The 15189-nt window shown below is 60.0% G+C and carries 13 protein-coding genes; 7 read left to right on the forward strand and 6 right to left on the reverse strand.

Annotated elements, in window-relative coordinates; all coding sequences use genetic code 11:
• The first annotated feature begins 12 nt into the window (after window positions 1-12).
• The 3 genes from HB860_RS06765 (at window position 13) to HB860_RS06775 (ending at window position 2573) form a co-directional block, all read left to right on the forward strand.
• Window positions 13-792: a TatD family hydrolase gene (locus tag HB860_RS06765; RefSeq protein WP_139434493.1), complete on the forward strand. Its 780-nt coding sequence runs from the start codon at window positions 13-15 to the stop codon at window positions 790-792.
• A 287-nt stretch (window positions 793-1079) separates the two neighbouring features.
• Window positions 1080-2102: a site-specific integrase gene (locus HB860_RS06770; protein ID WP_432612672.1), complete on the forward strand. Its 1023-nt coding sequence runs from the start codon at window positions 1080-1082 to the stop codon at window positions 2100-2102.
• A 213-nt stretch (window positions 2103-2315) separates the two neighbouring features.
• The gene (locus HB860_RS06775; RefSeq protein ID WP_247626143.1) at window positions 2316-2573 is read left to right on the forward strand and encodes a RepB family protein; all 258 of its coding nucleotides are present in this window, start codon (window positions 2316-2318) and stop codon (window positions 2571-2573) included.
• Window positions 2574-2768: 195 nt separating this feature from the next.
• Here the strand turns inward: HB860_RS06775 and rsmF are convergent, their stop codons facing one another.
• From rsmF to HB860_RS06795, 4 genes are all read right to left on the reverse strand, one after another.
• A complete protein-coding gene (gene rsmF, locus HB860_RS06780; protein ID WP_247626144.1) occupies window positions 2769-4199 on the reverse strand; it encodes a 16S rRNA (cytosine(1407)-C(5))-methyltransferase RsmF in 1431 nt (476 codons plus the stop codon).
• Between the two features lie 129 nt (window positions 4200-4328).
• Complete coding sequence (locus HB860_RS06785; RefSeq protein WP_247626145.1) at window positions 4329-6881, reverse strand: MlaD family protein; 2553 nt, start codon at window positions 6879-6881, stop codon at window positions 4329-4331.
• A 55-nt stretch (window positions 6882-6936) separates the two neighbouring features.
• On the reverse strand, window positions 6937-7545 hold the full coding sequence (locus HB860_RS06790; protein ID WP_247626146.1) for a paraquat-inducible protein A: 609 nt from the start codon (window positions 7543-7545) through the stop codon (window positions 6937-6939).
• On the reverse strand, window positions 7523-8167 hold the full coding sequence (locus tag HB860_RS06795; RefSeq protein WP_247626147.1) for a paraquat-inducible protein A: 645 nt from the start codon (window positions 8165-8167) through the stop codon (window positions 7523-7525). The genes HB860_RS06790 and HB860_RS06795 overlap by 23 nt, the downstream gene beginning before the upstream one ends.
• A gap of 256 nt (window positions 8168-8423) precedes the next feature.
• Between HB860_RS06795 and HB860_RS06800 the strand changes: the two genes are divergently transcribed.
• The 4 genes from HB860_RS06800 (at window position 8424) to fabA (ending at window position 13114) form a co-directional block, all read left to right on the forward strand.
• Window positions 8424-8729 (forward strand): YebG family protein, encoded by a 306-nt coding sequence (locus HB860_RS06800; RefSeq protein ID WP_139434480.1) that lies wholly within the window; start codon window positions 8424-8426, stop codon window positions 8727-8729.
• Window positions 8730-9018: 289 nt separating this feature from the next.
• Window positions 9019-10296 (forward strand): tyrosine-type recombinase/integrase, encoded by a 1278-nt coding sequence (locus HB860_RS06805; protein WP_247626148.1) that lies wholly within the window; start codon window positions 9019-9021, stop codon window positions 10294-10296.
• A gap of 202 nt (window positions 10297-10498) precedes the next feature.
• A complete protein-coding gene (locus HB860_RS06810; RefSeq protein ID WP_247626149.1) occupies window positions 10499-12475 on the forward strand; it encodes a Lon protease family protein in 1977 nt (658 codons plus the stop codon).
• Between the two features lie 78 nt (window positions 12476-12553).
• Window positions 12554-13114 (forward strand): 3-hydroxyacyl-[acyl-carrier-protein] dehydratase FabA, encoded by a 561-nt coding sequence (gene fabA / locus HB860_RS06815; RefSeq protein WP_042648253.1) that lies wholly within the window; start codon window positions 12554-12556, stop codon window positions 13112-13114.
• An 83-nt stretch (window positions 13115-13197) separates the two neighbouring features.
• On the opposite strand, the gene rmf is transcribed toward fabA, so the two are convergent.
• Window positions 13198-13377 (reverse strand): ribosome modulation factor, encoded by a 180-nt coding sequence (gene rmf, locus HB860_RS06820; RefSeq protein WP_005315693.1) that lies wholly within the window; start codon window positions 13375-13377, stop codon window positions 13198-13200.
• Window positions 13378-13534: 157 nt separating this feature from the next.
• The gene (locus tag HB860_RS06825; protein ID WP_247626150.1) at window positions 13535-15181 is read right to left on the reverse strand and encodes a DUF3466 family protein; all 1647 of its coding nucleotides are present in this window, start codon (window positions 15179-15181) and stop codon (window positions 13535-13537) included.
• Between the last annotated feature and the right edge of the window lie 8 nt (window positions 15182-15189).

Raw genomic sequence — 15189 nt, forward strand, 5'->3', positions numbered from 1 at the left:
ACAAGGTTGTCTATGTTACTCGTTGATTCCCATTGCCATCTCGACCGTCTCAGCTACGGCAGCAAGCAGACCGACATGGCCGATGTCTTGGCCAAGGCCGCGAAACTGGATGTGGGATACTTTCTCTGCGTCAGCGTGACCCAGGCGCAGTTCCCGTCCATGCTGGCGGCGATCGCTCCTTATCCCCAGGTGTTTGCCTCCTGTGGCGTCCACCCGCTCAATCAGGATCCCGGTGTGGATGCCCCCTTGCTGCTGACCCAGGCGGCGGATGAGAGAGTGGTGGCCATAGGCGAAACCGGGCTTGACTACTTCTATTCGCCGGAAAACAAAGAGGTACAGCAAGCCTCCTTCCGGGAACATATCCGGGTAGCCCGGGCATTGAACAAGCCCCTCATCATCCACACCCGGGATGCCCAGCAAGACACCTTGCAGATCATGCGCGAAGAGGGGGCCGAACAGGTGGGGGGCGTGCTGCACTGTTTCACCGAATCTCTCGAGATGGCCCAGGCAGCCATGGAGATGGGCTTTTACATCTCCATCTCGGGGATAGCCACCTTCAAGAATGCCTCGGCACTGCAGGCCGTGGTCAAGGCACTGCCACTGGAGCGATTGTTGATAGAGACGGACTCTCCGTATCTTGCCCCCGTTCCTCACCGGGGGAGGGAGAACGAGCCCGCCTTCGTGCGAGACGTCGCGCAATTTATTGCCGATCTGCGGCAGATATCGCTGGCCGAATTGGCAGAGGCCACCAGCCACAATTTCTTTGAGCTATTCAAGCTGGCGAAAAAATAACCCCAAGGAGCCCCGACAGACGGGGCTCTTTATTTAAAATCATCAGCCTGATTATCCCCGGCAATATCAATTACCCACCTCGTTATCTCTCACTCAATATCCGATACAGATCCATCTTCTGGATAACGTCTTCTCCGAATATAGAGCGAGCCTGCTTATTATCTCCGGGAGGCTGGAGGCATTGAATCAATACCCTATAAGTATCGATAATATTCATTATCGATACTTGATGGATCTGAAAGATCCTGTAAGATCCTCCTAAACTCCATATCGAATCATAGACTTACGTGGCCTATCCAACCATTTCACCACCTGCTCATCAGTCACTGCAGACGGTATTCGATCCTGCGCTCAATAGCCGGGCGCGGCGTTTCCTGCGCAGCGCAAAAGCGGATTCCACCCTCAATGCCTATCAGGCAGACACCCGTATCTTCGTATTCTGGTGCCAGTTGCATGGGCTGGATCCGCTACAAACCAGCCATCACGACATCATGAACTTTTTGGCAGATCAGGCTGACGGCATATTGGCGGACTGGGTATGGCTGGATAAAGAGGAGGGGGAGCTGCGCAACGGGGAACCTCGAAAACCGGCCACCCTGGTGCGGCGGCTCGCCGGCATCCGCTATGCCTTCAAGCAGAAGGGCATTCATCCCATGCCGACCGAGCATGCGGAAATAAAGGAGATGATGCGGGGCATAGTTCGCCTCGGGGATAACCGCAAACGCAAGACGGGAGCCCTGACCCTGCAACCCCTGACCCGGGTGCTCGACGAGATAGACACCTCCTCCCTGGCGGGGCTGCGGGATCACACCCTGCTGCTCTTGATGTTCAGCGGTGCCCTGCGCCGTTCGGAGGCGGCTCGTATCGAAGTGGGCGATCTCGACTTCGTGGGGCAGGGGATCCGGCTCCGGCTCAAGCCGAGCAAGCATCAACTCCATGAAACCGAAATCGCGCTCATTCCCGGCAAGCACTATTGCCCGGTAACCGCCCTCGGCCGCTGGTTGAAAGCGAGCCGCATAAGCCAGGGCCCGCTGTTTCGCCGCATGACCCGCTGGGGGCAGCTCACCGCAGATCCCCTGGGGCCGCAGGGCATCAACCTGATGATCAAGCGGCGAACCGGCCAGGTCATCGACGATCTCTATGTCAGTGGCCACAGCCTGCGCCGAGGCTTCATCACCTCGGCGGTGACCGCGGGCAAGCCGATGAACAAGATCATCGAGGTGACACGGCACAAGGACATGCGTACCCTGCAGGAGTATTTCGACGATGCGCACAAGTTCTCCGATCATGCCCTCGCAGGCTTGCTGTAAGATAACCGCGTCTAAGCATTTTTTATGTTAAATGCTATCTGATTGATTTGATGATATATTTCTCGCACCCCGACGCTGTGCCGGTGAAGGGTCACCATTAAGGGAAATGAGCCAGGCTCAGAAGGCGGCTCTCACCCCTGACAGGGGAGTGTCATTCCGGCGCCCTCCAGAGTGAGAGATAACAAACCCCACTCTCTTATTTAGCAAGGTCATATGAGCCAGGAAATGAAGATGAATGTGGCGCAAGACAATGCCGAGCGGCAACGCCAACACGTGAAACGCAAGCAGGAGACCCACAGCAGGCTGCAATGCTGGATCAGCAATCGCCACGCCGAGCGGTTGCAAGAGCTCGGTCAGCACCTGGAAGACAATCAGGCTTCCCTCATCGAGCAGGCGATCGATCTGCTGTACCAGCACGAGCTGGTGCCCCAGGGGAGACAGGAGAAAGCACTCGCGGAGATCAGCGAATAAAAAAAGCCAGGTACGAATTCCTTGTACCTGGCATAGGGGAATTGGCTCCTTGCAGAGCCGTGCGCTAATTGATAGGCGGATTGCCTTAAGCTTAGACAAGGCGCGAGGCATTTCAAGAAGTGACTAAAAGTTCAACCAGAGTGTGGGTTTTCCAGACTCGAACAGGTGTCAGTCCTTGAAATGGCCGTCAGCATCTCACTCGTTGAACAGGTTGTTGTCCCGCACCAGCTCACGGGGCAGGGCATTCTTGATGCGGCTCCCGACCCATTTCCCCATCCCAAGCGGGTAACCCTGATAGCGGACGATCACTTCCCCCGTTCCCGGGGCCAGCTCGGGCCAGACATCCCGTCCCATCATGAATTCACGCCCGTTGGCGGCATCCAGCTCGACACATCCCCGGGTGGCCAGGCTGCCATAGGCCAGCGCCCATTCGTGGGTGAGGCGATAACCCTTCTTGAAGGTTTCCGCCAGCTTGATGCCGATACGATCGAAGCGCAGCTTGCCCTGCACCTGCTCGAAGGCGTGGGGGAAGAGCCAGATCTCGCCATTGCGGCCAAACAGCTGGCCCCGCGCAGCGACCCCGAAGCTCGCCTCTATCTCCCGCAACATGGGCTCGGCCTCTTTCGCCGGCAGAGGGGAGAAGGGGAACTTGCCGAGCTTGCCCGGCTTGAACATGGTGTTGGGCACTGAGTGATGCTTGCTGATCCTGGCGACGAAGAAGCCCTCGCTGTCAAAGATCTGGGGCCAGACATGCAGGTAACCCTCTGGGGTGCAGGCCTGCCCGGCACCGGGGAAGAGAGAGGCCAGGGAGTCGACGCTCAGGGCGTCGCCGAACTTCTCTTGCAGCGACTGACAGACCGCCTGGTTCTCCTGCAGGCTCAGGGTGCAGGTGGAGTAGACCAGCACGCCACCGGGTTTGAGGGCGTGGAAGGCACTCTCCAGCAGCCCTTGCTGCACAGCGGCAATCTCCTCGATGCTCTCGAGACTCCAGTTGCGCAGGGCATCTTCATCCTTGCGCACCGTGCCTTCCCCCGAGCAGGGGGCATCGAGCAGGATGGCATCGAAGGTTTCCGGCAACCACTGGCCAAACACCTTGGCATCGAAATGGGTCATGCCCACGTTGGTCACGCCACAGCGCTGGATATTGGCGCTCAGCACCTTGAGCCGGCTGCTGGAAAACTCGTTGGCAACCAGCATGCCCTGGTTGTCCATCAGGGCCGCTACCTGGGTAGTCTTTGAGCCGGGCGCCGCCGCCGCATCCAGCAGCATGCCATCGAGCTTTATCCGCTCGCTGGCAAAGAGCGCCGTCACCGGCAGCATGGAGCTCGCCTCCTGGATGTAGAAGAGGCCGCACAGGTGCTCGGCGGTGTTGCCAAGGGGCACGCTCTCGTCGGCCCGGGTCAGCCAGAAGCCGGTCTCGCACCAGGGCACGGGATCCAGCTGCCAGCCCAGTGGCGACATGCGTGTCACGAAGTCGGGCACGGAGATCTTGAGGGTGTTGACCCGGATGCTGCGCCGCAGCGGCCGCCGACAGCTCGCCACGAACGCATCCATGGAGAGATGGGCCGGCATAATGTCCGCGATATGACGCAGGAAGTGTTCGGGAAGGTAGGTATTGTCGTGCACAGTGCCGTCTCGCTGACCCAAAAGAGGGGCGACATAGTACCACAGGGGTCGGAATATTCTGAATGGGCGATGGGCAAAACGAACAAGCCCGGCACTGGGCCGGGCTTGGGTCAAAGGGTCAGGACAACATCAGGGCTGGATGCGGGGGCTCCACTCCAGCCACTCCTTCTCCGCCTTGCCATAGAGCGGGTAGCTGTGGCCTGCCTTGACGGTCGGCCCCATCTCCCGCTCCGGGGTGTTGAAGGCGATGCCGCCGGCCAGCAGGCTCTGTACGGTTTCCACCTCTATGGTGCCGCCGGTCAGGCCGATGTCGGCCTTGACCCCGGACACGTTCCAGAAGCGGCTGTTGGCGCGCACCAGGTGGGCGTATTCCTGAGCGACGTTCACCTCGATCAGCACCTCGCTGCCATCCCGTGCCAGTGCCACATCGCTGACGCTGCCCACCACCATCTTGCGAAACAGCAGGGGGCTGCCGACGCTGATGCCGCTCACGGAGGGGCTCTTGAGGGTCAGGGCCAATCCAATGGGGGCGCTCTGACTCAGGGGGAAGCGCTCCTTGCCCGCGCCCTGGCCCGGGCTTGCCTCCACGAAGGCGCCCTTGATCAAGGTGTCCAGGTGGGAGACGCCCCCCAGCCCGAGCTTGGCCTGTACCAGGGTGTAGCGCGCGCCGCTCTGCAGGAAGCGGGCGGCGTACTGCCCATCCAGCTCGGCTCTGAAGCTCACCTGACCCAGGGCGGGATCCAGTTCAATCTGCTCCACCTTGCCGATGTCCACCCCACGGTAACGGATGGGGCTGCCCACCCCGAGCCCGGGGTTGCTGTCGGCGGTCAGGGTCAGGGTACGCACCTGGGTGCTGGCCTGCTCCTTGCTGTCAAACAGCTGATGACTGCTGCGGCCGGTGCCGAGCCGGTCAAATTCGATGGCCCCCCGCAGCAGGGTGGCAAGGTTGCCCATCTTGACCTGCACCCCGTCGAGCCGGATCTTGCCGTCGATGGCGGCCTTCTTCCAGAACTGGGGCTGCTGCCTGAGCAAGGGGGCGTAGACGGCGTCTATCTCCAGGGTGATGGCCACCCCGCGCTCCTCGGCTTTCAACGCCTTGACCTTGCCCGCTTCCAGCCCCAGATAGAGGACGGGGGAGCCTACACCTATCCCGTCCGCTTGCTCGGCGCGCAGTGTCCAGCGCTCGGGTCTTGCATCACGACTGCCGAGCAGGGCCAGCTCCTGACTGGGATAGAGGCGGTCGATACGCTCTCCCACGGTGGCCTGGACAAGCTTGATCCCGCCAGCCAGCCAGGCGCTCGCCGGGCTGGTCTCCACCTTGAGGCCGCTCAGATCGGCCTGGACCTGCAAGGGGGCGGCGCGATAGAAACGGGCCCGCTTCAGCAGGTGCTGATAACGCTCGTTCACCACCAGGCTGACGCTGGCATTGCCGCCGGCATCCAGGGTCAGTGCCCCCAGCTCACCTATCTGCAACCCCTTGAACCAGAGCGGGGCCCCCTCATTCAGGCCGGTGAGATCGTCCGCCTGCAGGGTCAGCTTGATGCCATCGCGCGGCTCCTGGCTCGCCAGCATCATGGTGCTGACCTTTTCCCCTGCCACATAATCGAGACGGATGGCCGGTCCGGCCAGCAGGCGATCCGCGTGCTTGACCCCGGTGGGGGAGAGGGAGACAGTCTCCCAGATCAGACGGCTCTTGCCGGTCATTCGAAATGCCTGCTCGGGGTTGATCAGCGCAGTGACGACCCGGCCCTGCTCGGTCAGGCGAATGGGGTCTATCCTGCCAATCTCTATCCCTTCATAGAGGATGGGCATGCCTTCCTTGACTGGCAGGGATCCCGCCTGGATGGTGATGCGCTCCCCTCGGGCCGCCTCGGCCAGCCCCTTGTAGAGGGTGAAATTGAGCCCCTTCTGCGCGACGGGCGACGCCTTGGGGGAGTCGAACGCTATGCCGCCGCTCAGTATGGAGGTGAGGCTGCCAGCCTCCACGCTGACACCGGCCAGACTGAAGGAGCCCTTGATGCCGCTGATGTTCCAGAAGCGGGTATCCACCTTGACCAGGTGCTCGAAGCGCGGCTCTATCACCAGATCCAGGATCACATTCTGGTTGTCCTCCCCAAGACGGGTATTGATGACGCTGCCGACCTCAAGCCCGCGGAAGTAGATCTTGGCCCCGATGCCGACCGATCCCAGGGAGTCGGCGGTCAGGTGCAGGGTGCGCCCCTGGGCCTGATAGCCGGGGGGAGGGCCGTCCAGGGCATCGAACTCGTCCTCCAGCGGGTTGTTGTCCCGACCGGGTTGCAGGTTGATGTAATTGCCGGAGACCAGGGTATCGAGACCGGAGATCTCGGTCAGCGACGCCTTGGGGCTCACCAGCCAGAAGTCGGAGCCCTTGCGGATGAGCGGGCGGGCGCGGCTGTCGACCTTGGCGAGCACGGCAATCTTGCGACCGTCCTGTGCCAGCTCCAGATCCTGGACCACCCCTATGGCCACCCCCTGATAACGCAGCTGGGTCTTGCCCGGCAGGATGCCATTGCCCTGGGCAAAGTTGATGCGAATGAGTTGACCGCTGCTCGTCCACTGCTGGTAGATGAAACCACCCGCCAGCAAGAGGGCGATGAAGGGCAACAACCAGACTGGGGATAACCAGCGATGTTTCTCAATGACGGGTTCAGCCCCGATCATACCGACTCCTTAAATTGGCTGTGATGCACAGCACATCCGATACAGAAAAAATGCATTAACGGGCCGCCTTGTCCCACAGCAGACGGGTGTCGAGCATCCGGGCCGACATCATGGTGAGGATCACCACGCCGGCGAAGGCGGTTGCCCCGGGCCCGGCCCGCACGTTGAGCAAGACCCCGCGATCTACCAGGGCCACCATCAGCGAGATCACGAACAGGTCCAGCATGGACCAGCGACCGATGAAATCGATGATGCGATACATGATGAGCTGACGCTTGCGCCGCACCGGCTTGCTGCGCTGCAACTGCCAGCAGATCCAGCCCAGCCCCAGTATCTTGCCGATGGGGACTATGATGCTCGCGGTCAGCACTATGGTGGCTATCCCTGACATCTTGCTGCGATAGAGCGCCATGATACCGCTGAAAATGGTATCGGACTGCAGTAATCCCTTGTTGTAGAAATGGGTGATGGGCAGCAGGTTCGCGGGCAGCAGCATGAAAGCGGCGAGCGCCAGCAGGCCCCATGACCAGGCCAATGAGCGGGGGATCCGCATCTGCAACGGGCTGTGGCAGCGGGGGCAGCGCATGGCTCTCTGGTAACGCACCAGCAGTCCGCAGGTGTGGCAGCGGCAGAGCCCGAGTTCACGGGCGCTGGTCGGTATCATGATCCGGCTCCTGCGAGGCGCTTTGCAGCGGTATCCGCTCCCAGTAGGGGGCGGGGTCGAAGAGGATGAGCAACGTCATGTTGAGCAGCATCAATATGCCCAGGCTGAGCAGACCGCCCCCCAGGCGCACGTCGGCGATGTCGATGAGCTTGAACAGGGCGACCAGCAGGCTGACGATGTAGACCTCCAGCATGGCCCAGTGCCGGAACACCTCCACGGCCTTGAGCGTCGGGGCCAGCATGTGCCAGCGCTTGGCAAGGCCGGAGGCGAGCGCAAAGATGCCGAGCAGCAACCCCACCGGCGCCAGCACGGCGCACCAGAGCACCAGGCTCGCCACCCAGAGCTCGCCCTCCTCAAACAGCATCAGAATGCCTTTGAGCAGGTTGGCATCGGAGTTGACCCCCGCCAGGCGCAGGTAGAGCAGGGGTTCGAAGAGGGCGGAGGGGAGCAGCAGGAAGCCGGTGATGGTGAGGGCCATCAGCTGGGAAGGACGAAAAGCATAGCGCCCATAGAGATGCTGGTGACAGCGTGGACAATGGGCGTGACGACGCAGGGGCAGCAGCTTGCGTTCGATCAGCAAGTCACACGCCGGGCAGACGATCACGGAGTGGGGATCCGACATACGATTCAACCTGTTGAAGGAATTGATAAAATTTACCCTAAAACGCCTTCGCTGTCTTGCCGCAGCTCTGCCTCTGGCCAAGAAAAGATGGCCCGGCCGGCCAGCACCCAGGGCCATGGAGAGAAACACGGGACCTTGTTGCCACATAAGGGACGCCCGATACGGTGATGGGCGCGGTGGCGGATCCTGAGTGTTATTTGCAACACTGTATATTCATACATATACTTGCAGTCACTATCATGAGGAGGACGCCACTATGGCCGTTGAGATCAAGTATGTTGTCGTGCGTGGGGGAGTGGAGAAGATGACCTTTGCCAGCAAGAAAGAGGCGGATGCCTATGACAAGCTGCTGGATACCGCCGATGAACTGATGACGCTGCTGGCCGGGGCACCTGTCCAGCTGGCGCCCGAGCAGCAGGAGAGCCTGGCCTTTTACCTGGCCGAGCAGCGGGATCTGCTGCAGAACGTGTTGCGCGGTGGCAAGGGGCAGGGGATCAGCCCCAGGGAAGACAAGGTGGACGCCGAGAAGCCCAAGGGAAAATCCCTCAAGAGCGTGGCCTGACAAGGGAAGGGCGGGGCAGGGCGTCCAGCCCTGGGCCCCGCACCACAATATTCATACAGGGTACATTTCAAGTCACTCTTGTCGCTATTTACCCCGAGAAATTTCCAACAAGAGTGCATATACATTGAATAATAACCATATTCTATCCTGAGCTGTGTCCGACAGGGGAAGCCTTGACGACTGATCCCCGGACCATCTGGCATCTCCTGATGCCGATAACCCCATTTATCGGCATCAGGATTGCGCGACACCAGGCCAGCCTCACTCAACAAGACTCACAAGCACCATCATGACTCATCCGTCACTGCCGCCCGCCATGCCGCTATTCGACAATCTGCTCCATCTGGAGGCGGGCAATCCTCAGGTCAACCAGTATCTGTCCACCCTCAGCCTGGGCAATGTCCCCGATGCCGGCCTCGTCTATGAGCTGGCCGTCGACTGGCTGCTGGAGCAACGCCACAGCGAGAACAACTACAAGACCTACCGCAGCGAGCTGACCACCTTCCTGCATTGGTGTTTCTGCGAGGTGGCCATCAGCCCCAAGGATCTCACCAGGCGCATCATGATGCGCTATCTCGACTACTGCCAGGCACCGCCACAGAGGCTTATCGCATACCGAAACGTGGCTCAGTTTGTGCTCGACAAGGAGTGGGGAGAGCGGTTGCCCAACCCCTTGTGGCGACCGTTTCTCGGCAAGCGGGAGCTGGGCCGCGAGTTGCCATACCGCCTGAGCGAGCAGGCGATGAAGACCAAGCTCGCCATACTGTCGGCCTTCTTCCAGTTCCTGATCCAGGAGGAGTACATGGATCGCAATCCGGCGCTCCTGCTGCAGCGGATCAAGCGACCGGACAATCAGGATGCCGGTGAAGAGGCCCAGTCCTTTACCGAATTGCAGTGGTCCTATGTGATGCAGGCCGCCGAGCGGCTGGCAACCGAATGCCCGGCCCAGCATGAGCGCAGCCGGTTTCTCATCTGCCTCATGTACGCCTGTTATCTGCGTATCTCCGAGGTGGCGGCCAGACCGGGCTTCAGCCCCGTCATGAGCCAGTTTCGCCGCGACAGCAAGACCGGGGTCTGGGGATATGACATTCCTCGCAGCAAAGGCGGCAAGCGTCGTACAGTGGCCGTCTCCCAGGCGTTGCTGGATGCATTGGCACGCTATCGCACCTTTCTTGGGCTCTCGCCGCTGCCAACCCCGGGCGAACAGACGCCGCTCTTCGTTCGCCACAAGGCGGCGGCCCATGGCCGGGAGCAAGGCGAGCTCAACGCCAATCTGGGGATCCGCCAATTGCGGGATCTGGTGATGGCGGTCTTTGAGCAGGCCGCCAACCTGGCCGAGCAAGATGGTTTTGATCAGGACGCCGCCGAGATGCGCACCCTGACGCCGCACTCCATCCGCCATACCGGCATCACCCACGACATCAACCTGCATGGCCGGCCGCTGTCACACGTACAGGCCGACGCGGGACACGACAGCATAGACACCACATCCAAATACCTGCATACCGGCAACAGCGAACGCCACGAGAGTGCCAGCCATAAGCCGCTGGATCGCCTGCATGAATGAGTACCCGTGTACAGACTGTGCAAAGTGTGGCCAAGTGCATCAGTTAAGCGTGAGGTGGCGGGAAAACATGCCCGCCAGTCGCCCCAGACAAAACCGCGCATAATGTATATTATGTTAAATGACATGTGCTTGTTTCCTGTTACCGCCAATTGAACTGTGTATAATGGAAACAATTGATCCTATCCCCGACCGGATGTCTTAAGTGGCTGAATTAACATCAGAACAATTAAAACCCGCTTTCACTATTGAGCAGTTCCCCACACTCAGCGAGCTCGAACCCATCCCTTTTGCCGCCCTGCAACCCAGAGCCATTTCCGGCATCAAGCGACTGGCCAGTTTTGATGGTGACTGCCTGGTCATGCTGCTCAACGGCTTCCCGGGTGCGGATTATGAGAGCGTCTGCCAGACCTTGATCGCCTCTTCCAATGGCAAGGATGGCGACCTGTTCGATCTCTGCTACACCGAGAACCTCAACAACCCGTTCAAGCCTATCTGGCTACGCCTGCAACCCGGTACCGGGTTTGAATTCTGCGAGATGGTTGGCGAGCTGCTCAAGCTGATGAGCCATCATCTGGATGCCGAGCGCCTGGTCACCCGCATCATCCGCAAGCAGGAAAATGACCCCAAGATCGTGGACTTTCTCTCCGATCTGGCGGCGCACGTGGCCCAGGGGCTCGAATTCCAGCACCCGGTGCTCATCAACCTGCTGATCCATCACGAAGAGCAGCAAGCGCCCGTCATCTATGGCCGGGATTTGAACTGGGACACTCTGTTTGGCTCCATCAACTACCAGACCGAGCAAGGCTCCGTCTATGCCAACCAGCACTTGCTGGAGCCGGGGCTGCTGCGGGAAGCCAACGGCGGCTACCTCATCTTGCAACTCGACGAGCTGCTCGATCAGCCCCATCTCTGGTTCAAGCTCAAGAACGCCATGCAAAAAGGCGAGCTGGACTGGAATGCCTATCAGGAAGGCAAGACCCTGACCCCCTTCTTCACCCCAGAGGCCACGCCTATCCGGTTCAAACTGATCCTAGTGGGTGACCGGCTGGATGTGGCCGAGTTCCAGATGCTGGACAGGGACATGTCCGAGCGTATCTTCCTGCGCGCCGATCTGGTGTCCGAGGTGAACATCGAAGAGGACTTGCCCGAGTTTCTGCAATACCTGGCCTGGCTGCGGCTGCGCTGGAACCTGCTGGACTTCACTCCGGGTGCCCTCCTCGCCCTGTGTCGCCATGCCAGTCGTCTCTGTGACCATCAGGAGTGGCTCTCCCTCTCGGAGGTGCAGCTCAGCGCCATCATGCGCATGGCTGACAGCCTGGCCCGGGAGCTGGAGGCGGAGAAGGTGACCGACGAGCACATACTGCTCGCCCTGGAGGAGCAGGATTACCGTCTCAACTACCTGGTGGAGCAATCCGATCAGGGGGTCATCGATGGCCAGATCCTGCTGCAGACCGACGGTGAAGAGGTGGGGCAGATCAACGGCCTCTCCGTCATCCAGGTGGCCGGTCATCCCTATGACTTCGGTGAACCGGTGCGACTGACCGCCACTGTGCATCTGGGGGATGGCGATGTGGCCGACATCGAGCGCAAGGCTGAGCTCGCCGGCCACATTCATGCCAAGGCGATGATGATCATCCACGGCTATCTCTCCAACAAGTTCGGCGCAGAGAACCCCTCGCCGCTCTCGGCAAACCTGGTATTCGAGCAGTCCTATCACGAGATTGACGGCGACAGCGCCTCCCTGACCGGTCTGTGCGCCCTGCTCTCTGCCCTCGCCCGCCAACCGATCTCCCAGCGTTTCGCGGTGACCGGTGCGGTCGATCAGTTCGGCAACGTGCAGGCTGTGGGTGGCGTCAACGAAAAGATCGAAGGCTTCTTCCGGGTGTGCAAGATCCACGGCATCACCGGCAAGCAAGGCATCATACTGCCCGGTACCAACGCCCAGCAGCTCAACCTCTCCGATGAGGTGATTGCCGCCGTCGAAGCGGGCCAGTTCCATATCCACCCGGTGGATCATGTGGAAGAGGCCATCGAATTGCTGACCGGCTGTGTGGCCGGCGAGCCTGACATGCCGGACACCCTGTTTGGCCGGATCCAGGACAGACTGGATGAACTCAATGGCACTGCCCCCAAGAGTGGCGTGCTGCGCAACCTGCTGGGCCGTCTATTCGGCCTCTAAATAAAGTGATCGGAGTTGTTTAGCGAACAACTGTAAGCTAAATTGGCCCGGCTTTGACCCATATGAAGGATAAACAGCGTGACCCTAGATAACGACACCACTAATACCCACCTCTCCCTGTGTGAACAAGGTAAAGAGTCGTTTACCCGTGAAGAGCTGCTTGCCTGCAGCCGTGGCGAATTATTTGGTGAGGGTAACAGCCAACTGCCCGCCCCCAACATGCTGATGATGGATCGCATCGTCAAGATCAATGACAACGGTGGTGAACACGGCAAAGGCGAAATCCTGGCCGAACTCGATATCACCCCGGATCTCTGGTTCTTCGACTGCCATTTCCCTGGCGACCCCGTCATGCCGGGCTGTCTGGGGCTCGATGCCATGTGGCAGCTGGTCGGTTTCTTCCTGGGCTGGAAAGGCGGTCCGGGCAAGGGACGCGCTCTGGGCGTTGGCGAGGTTAAATTCACCGGCCAGATCCTGCCGACCGCCAAGAAAGTGACCTACAAGATCACCTTCAAGCGCGTCATCAACCGCAAGCTGGTGATGGGCATTGCCGACGGCGTGGTCGAGGTGGATGGTCGTCCCATCTACAGCGCGACCGACCTGAAAGTGGGCCTGTTCAAAGACACCACCGCATTCTGATCTGCTCTGACCCTGTCAGAGAGTGACAACGTAAAGGGGCCGCCATGGCCCCTTTCCTTTTGTAATGAGTGATGAAGTCTCGGTTACTTCATGAAGAGGCCTGAGCCTCGCCCCTCCATGGCGTCGCGCCAACCACCAAGCCAGTGCCCTCTGGCATCCAGGCATTGATACGGACACGCTTCTTTCTGTTTGCCGACTACGCCAGCCTGATAACCACGAGCGCGAGCTCTCTCCAGACGGTCCCGTTTCTGTCTCTTCATCATCTACGACCCTCTTCGTGGAACAAAAAAAGCGACCAAGTTTTCACCGGTCGCTTTCATCTTTACCCCAGGGGGGGAGCAGGGTCAAACAAAAAATTCCATGCTATTCAGACGTTGTGACACAAGATACTGAACTGCATTAATTTTTGATGACACATTTTTATCGCTGGTAACGGCGCAGCCAGGCGAAGGGCAAGGCCAGCAGAGTCAACCAGAACAGGCTGCCACCACCGCCATCTTCACCATCCTGACCGGTCTGGTTGTTGACAGGCGCATTGCTGACCACGTAGTTGGCCGGCGTGTTGCCCTGATAGTCCGCCACGGCCGGCGTCAGCTTGACGGCGACCACGGTCGCGTTGGTGCGCAGGTTCAGATCGCTCTCGCTGTTGTAGCGATAGGCGGTGGCGGCTATGGTGCCATCACTGCTGATGCCGCTGGCATAGGCGATGTGGTAATACTTGCCATTCTGGGCACACTGCTTGGCGCCGGCATCATCCAGACCACAGATCAGGTCGTTCAGGTACCAGTTGTTGCTCGGGGACGCCGCATTGAGCAGGAAGGCTTCCTGCATGCGGTTGGTGCCGTTTGCCACAGGCTGGGTCTGATGACGGGAGTCACGCCAGCCGACCACCATGTTGTGATCGTTGATGGCCGCGCCCTCTGAGCCGGAGCCGGAGAGCGGCTTGTCCTGCAGGGGGATGCTGGCTGCCGTGCCCGGGTTGTTCAGATTGAACAGGAACATCTCGGTCGGCCGGTTCTGACCCTTGTTGATGCTGTAACGCTGGTTACCGATCACATAGCCATTCTCGTTGACAGACACGGCCCAGCTATTTTGCAGCACACCGTCATCCTTGCCCGGCTCGCCATCGGGCAGCGGGATGATCTTGGTGGCTCCCACAGTGCCGGCATCGAGGTCCAGGGTCCAGTAGCTGGCCAGGTTGCGGCCGTCGAGATCCCCCGACCCTACCTCACCGGTGGAGCTGTAGCCCACGCCGTACAGGGTGCCATTGAATGTCGCCGCACCGAATGCAGAGGCGGTCTGCAGCACTTCGTCGCGCTGACGACCATAGTCGGGGGCCTGTATCAGCTTGTTGAAGCCACCCGAGCCATTGAGCAGCCAGAAGCTGGCCTGGGTATCGACCCCGGGGCAGTAGCGGAATTCACCATACTCATCGTCATTGCCGGCGAAACACCAGTTATAGAAGTCACCGCCCACGTTGTGGCGGTACTTGCCGCTGGCGGCAGTCCCGGTCACCAGGTACTGGCCGTTGTCCAGCTTCTTGATGCTGGTCGGAACGCTCAGGCTGTGGGTGCCGGCGGCATCTTTCAGCTCGACCGGGTTGCCGTCATTGACGATGGCAAAGGCGGTGCGCATCTTGCCATCCATCTTGTAACCCGCGCGATCGGTCGGGGCATCCCCCAGAGCCGTCACCAGGCCATCGGTCTGAGTGGTGGCGACATAGCCGATGCCGCTGCGCTGATCGACACCATCGAGGAAATCGCGGCGCCACTGGTAGGCAAATCCGGGGTTGTCATCCCAGAAGGAGTCACAGACAGAGCTTGAAAGGAAGCAACCCTGCTCGAAGCGGAAGCGATCGACCAGGAAGTCGGCAGAGCGCACGGTCGAGAAGTACTCGGCCATGTTGTTCTTGGTGTTGATCCCGATGAGTCCGCTGCCATCGGTACTGATCCCGCTGGCATATCCTTTGACTTCGTCATCGACAATGGTGAAGAAGGAGCTTTGTGCCGCCTGCGCGTTGAGGCTGGCGCCGACCAGGATGGCCAGCATGGATAATTGCTTTTTCATCTACTTCC

This window comes from Aeromonas genomosp. paramedia, from assembly GCF_023093515.1.
Lineage (GTDB): Bacteria > Pseudomonadota > Gammaproteobacteria > Enterobacterales > Aeromonadaceae > Aeromonas.

Bases quoted from the DNA above. Each gene is read 5' to 3' on its own strand.
- rmf (WP_005315693.1), bottom strand. From the start codon at position 13,377: ATGATGAAGAGACAGAAACGGGACCGTCTGGAGAGAGCTCGCGCTCGT.
- HB860_RS06795 (WP_247626147.1), bottom strand. From the start codon at position 8,167: ATGTCGGATCCCCACTCCGTGATCGTCTGCCCGGCGTGTGACTTGCTG.
- HB860_RS06805 (WP_247626148.1), top strand. From the start codon at position 9,019: ATGACTCATCCGTCACTGCCGCCCGCCATGCCGCTATTCGACAATCTG.
- HB860_RS06775 (WP_247626143.1), top strand. From the start codon at position 2,316: ATGAGCCAGGAAATGAAGATGAATGTGGCGCAAGACAATGCCGAGCGG.
- HB860_RS06800 (WP_139434480.1), top strand. From the start codon at position 8,424: ATGGCCGTTGAGATCAAGTATGTTGTCGTGCGTGGGGGAGTGGAGAAG.
- HB860_RS06790 (WP_247626146.1), bottom strand. From the start codon at position 7,545: ATGATACCGACCAGCGCCCGTGAACTCGGGCTCTGCCGCTGCCACACC.
- HB860_RS06825 (WP_247626150.1), bottom strand. From the start codon at position 15,181: ATGAAAAAGCAATTATCCATGCTGGCCATCCTGGTCGGCGCCAGCCTC.
- HB860_RS06765 (WP_139434493.1), top strand. From the start codon at position 13: ATGTTACTCGTTGATTCCCATTGCCATCTCGACCGTCTCAGCTACGGC.
- HB860_RS06785 (WP_247626145.1), bottom strand. From the start codon at position 6,881: ATGATCGGGGCTGAACCCGTCATTGAGAAACATCGCTGGTTATCCCCA.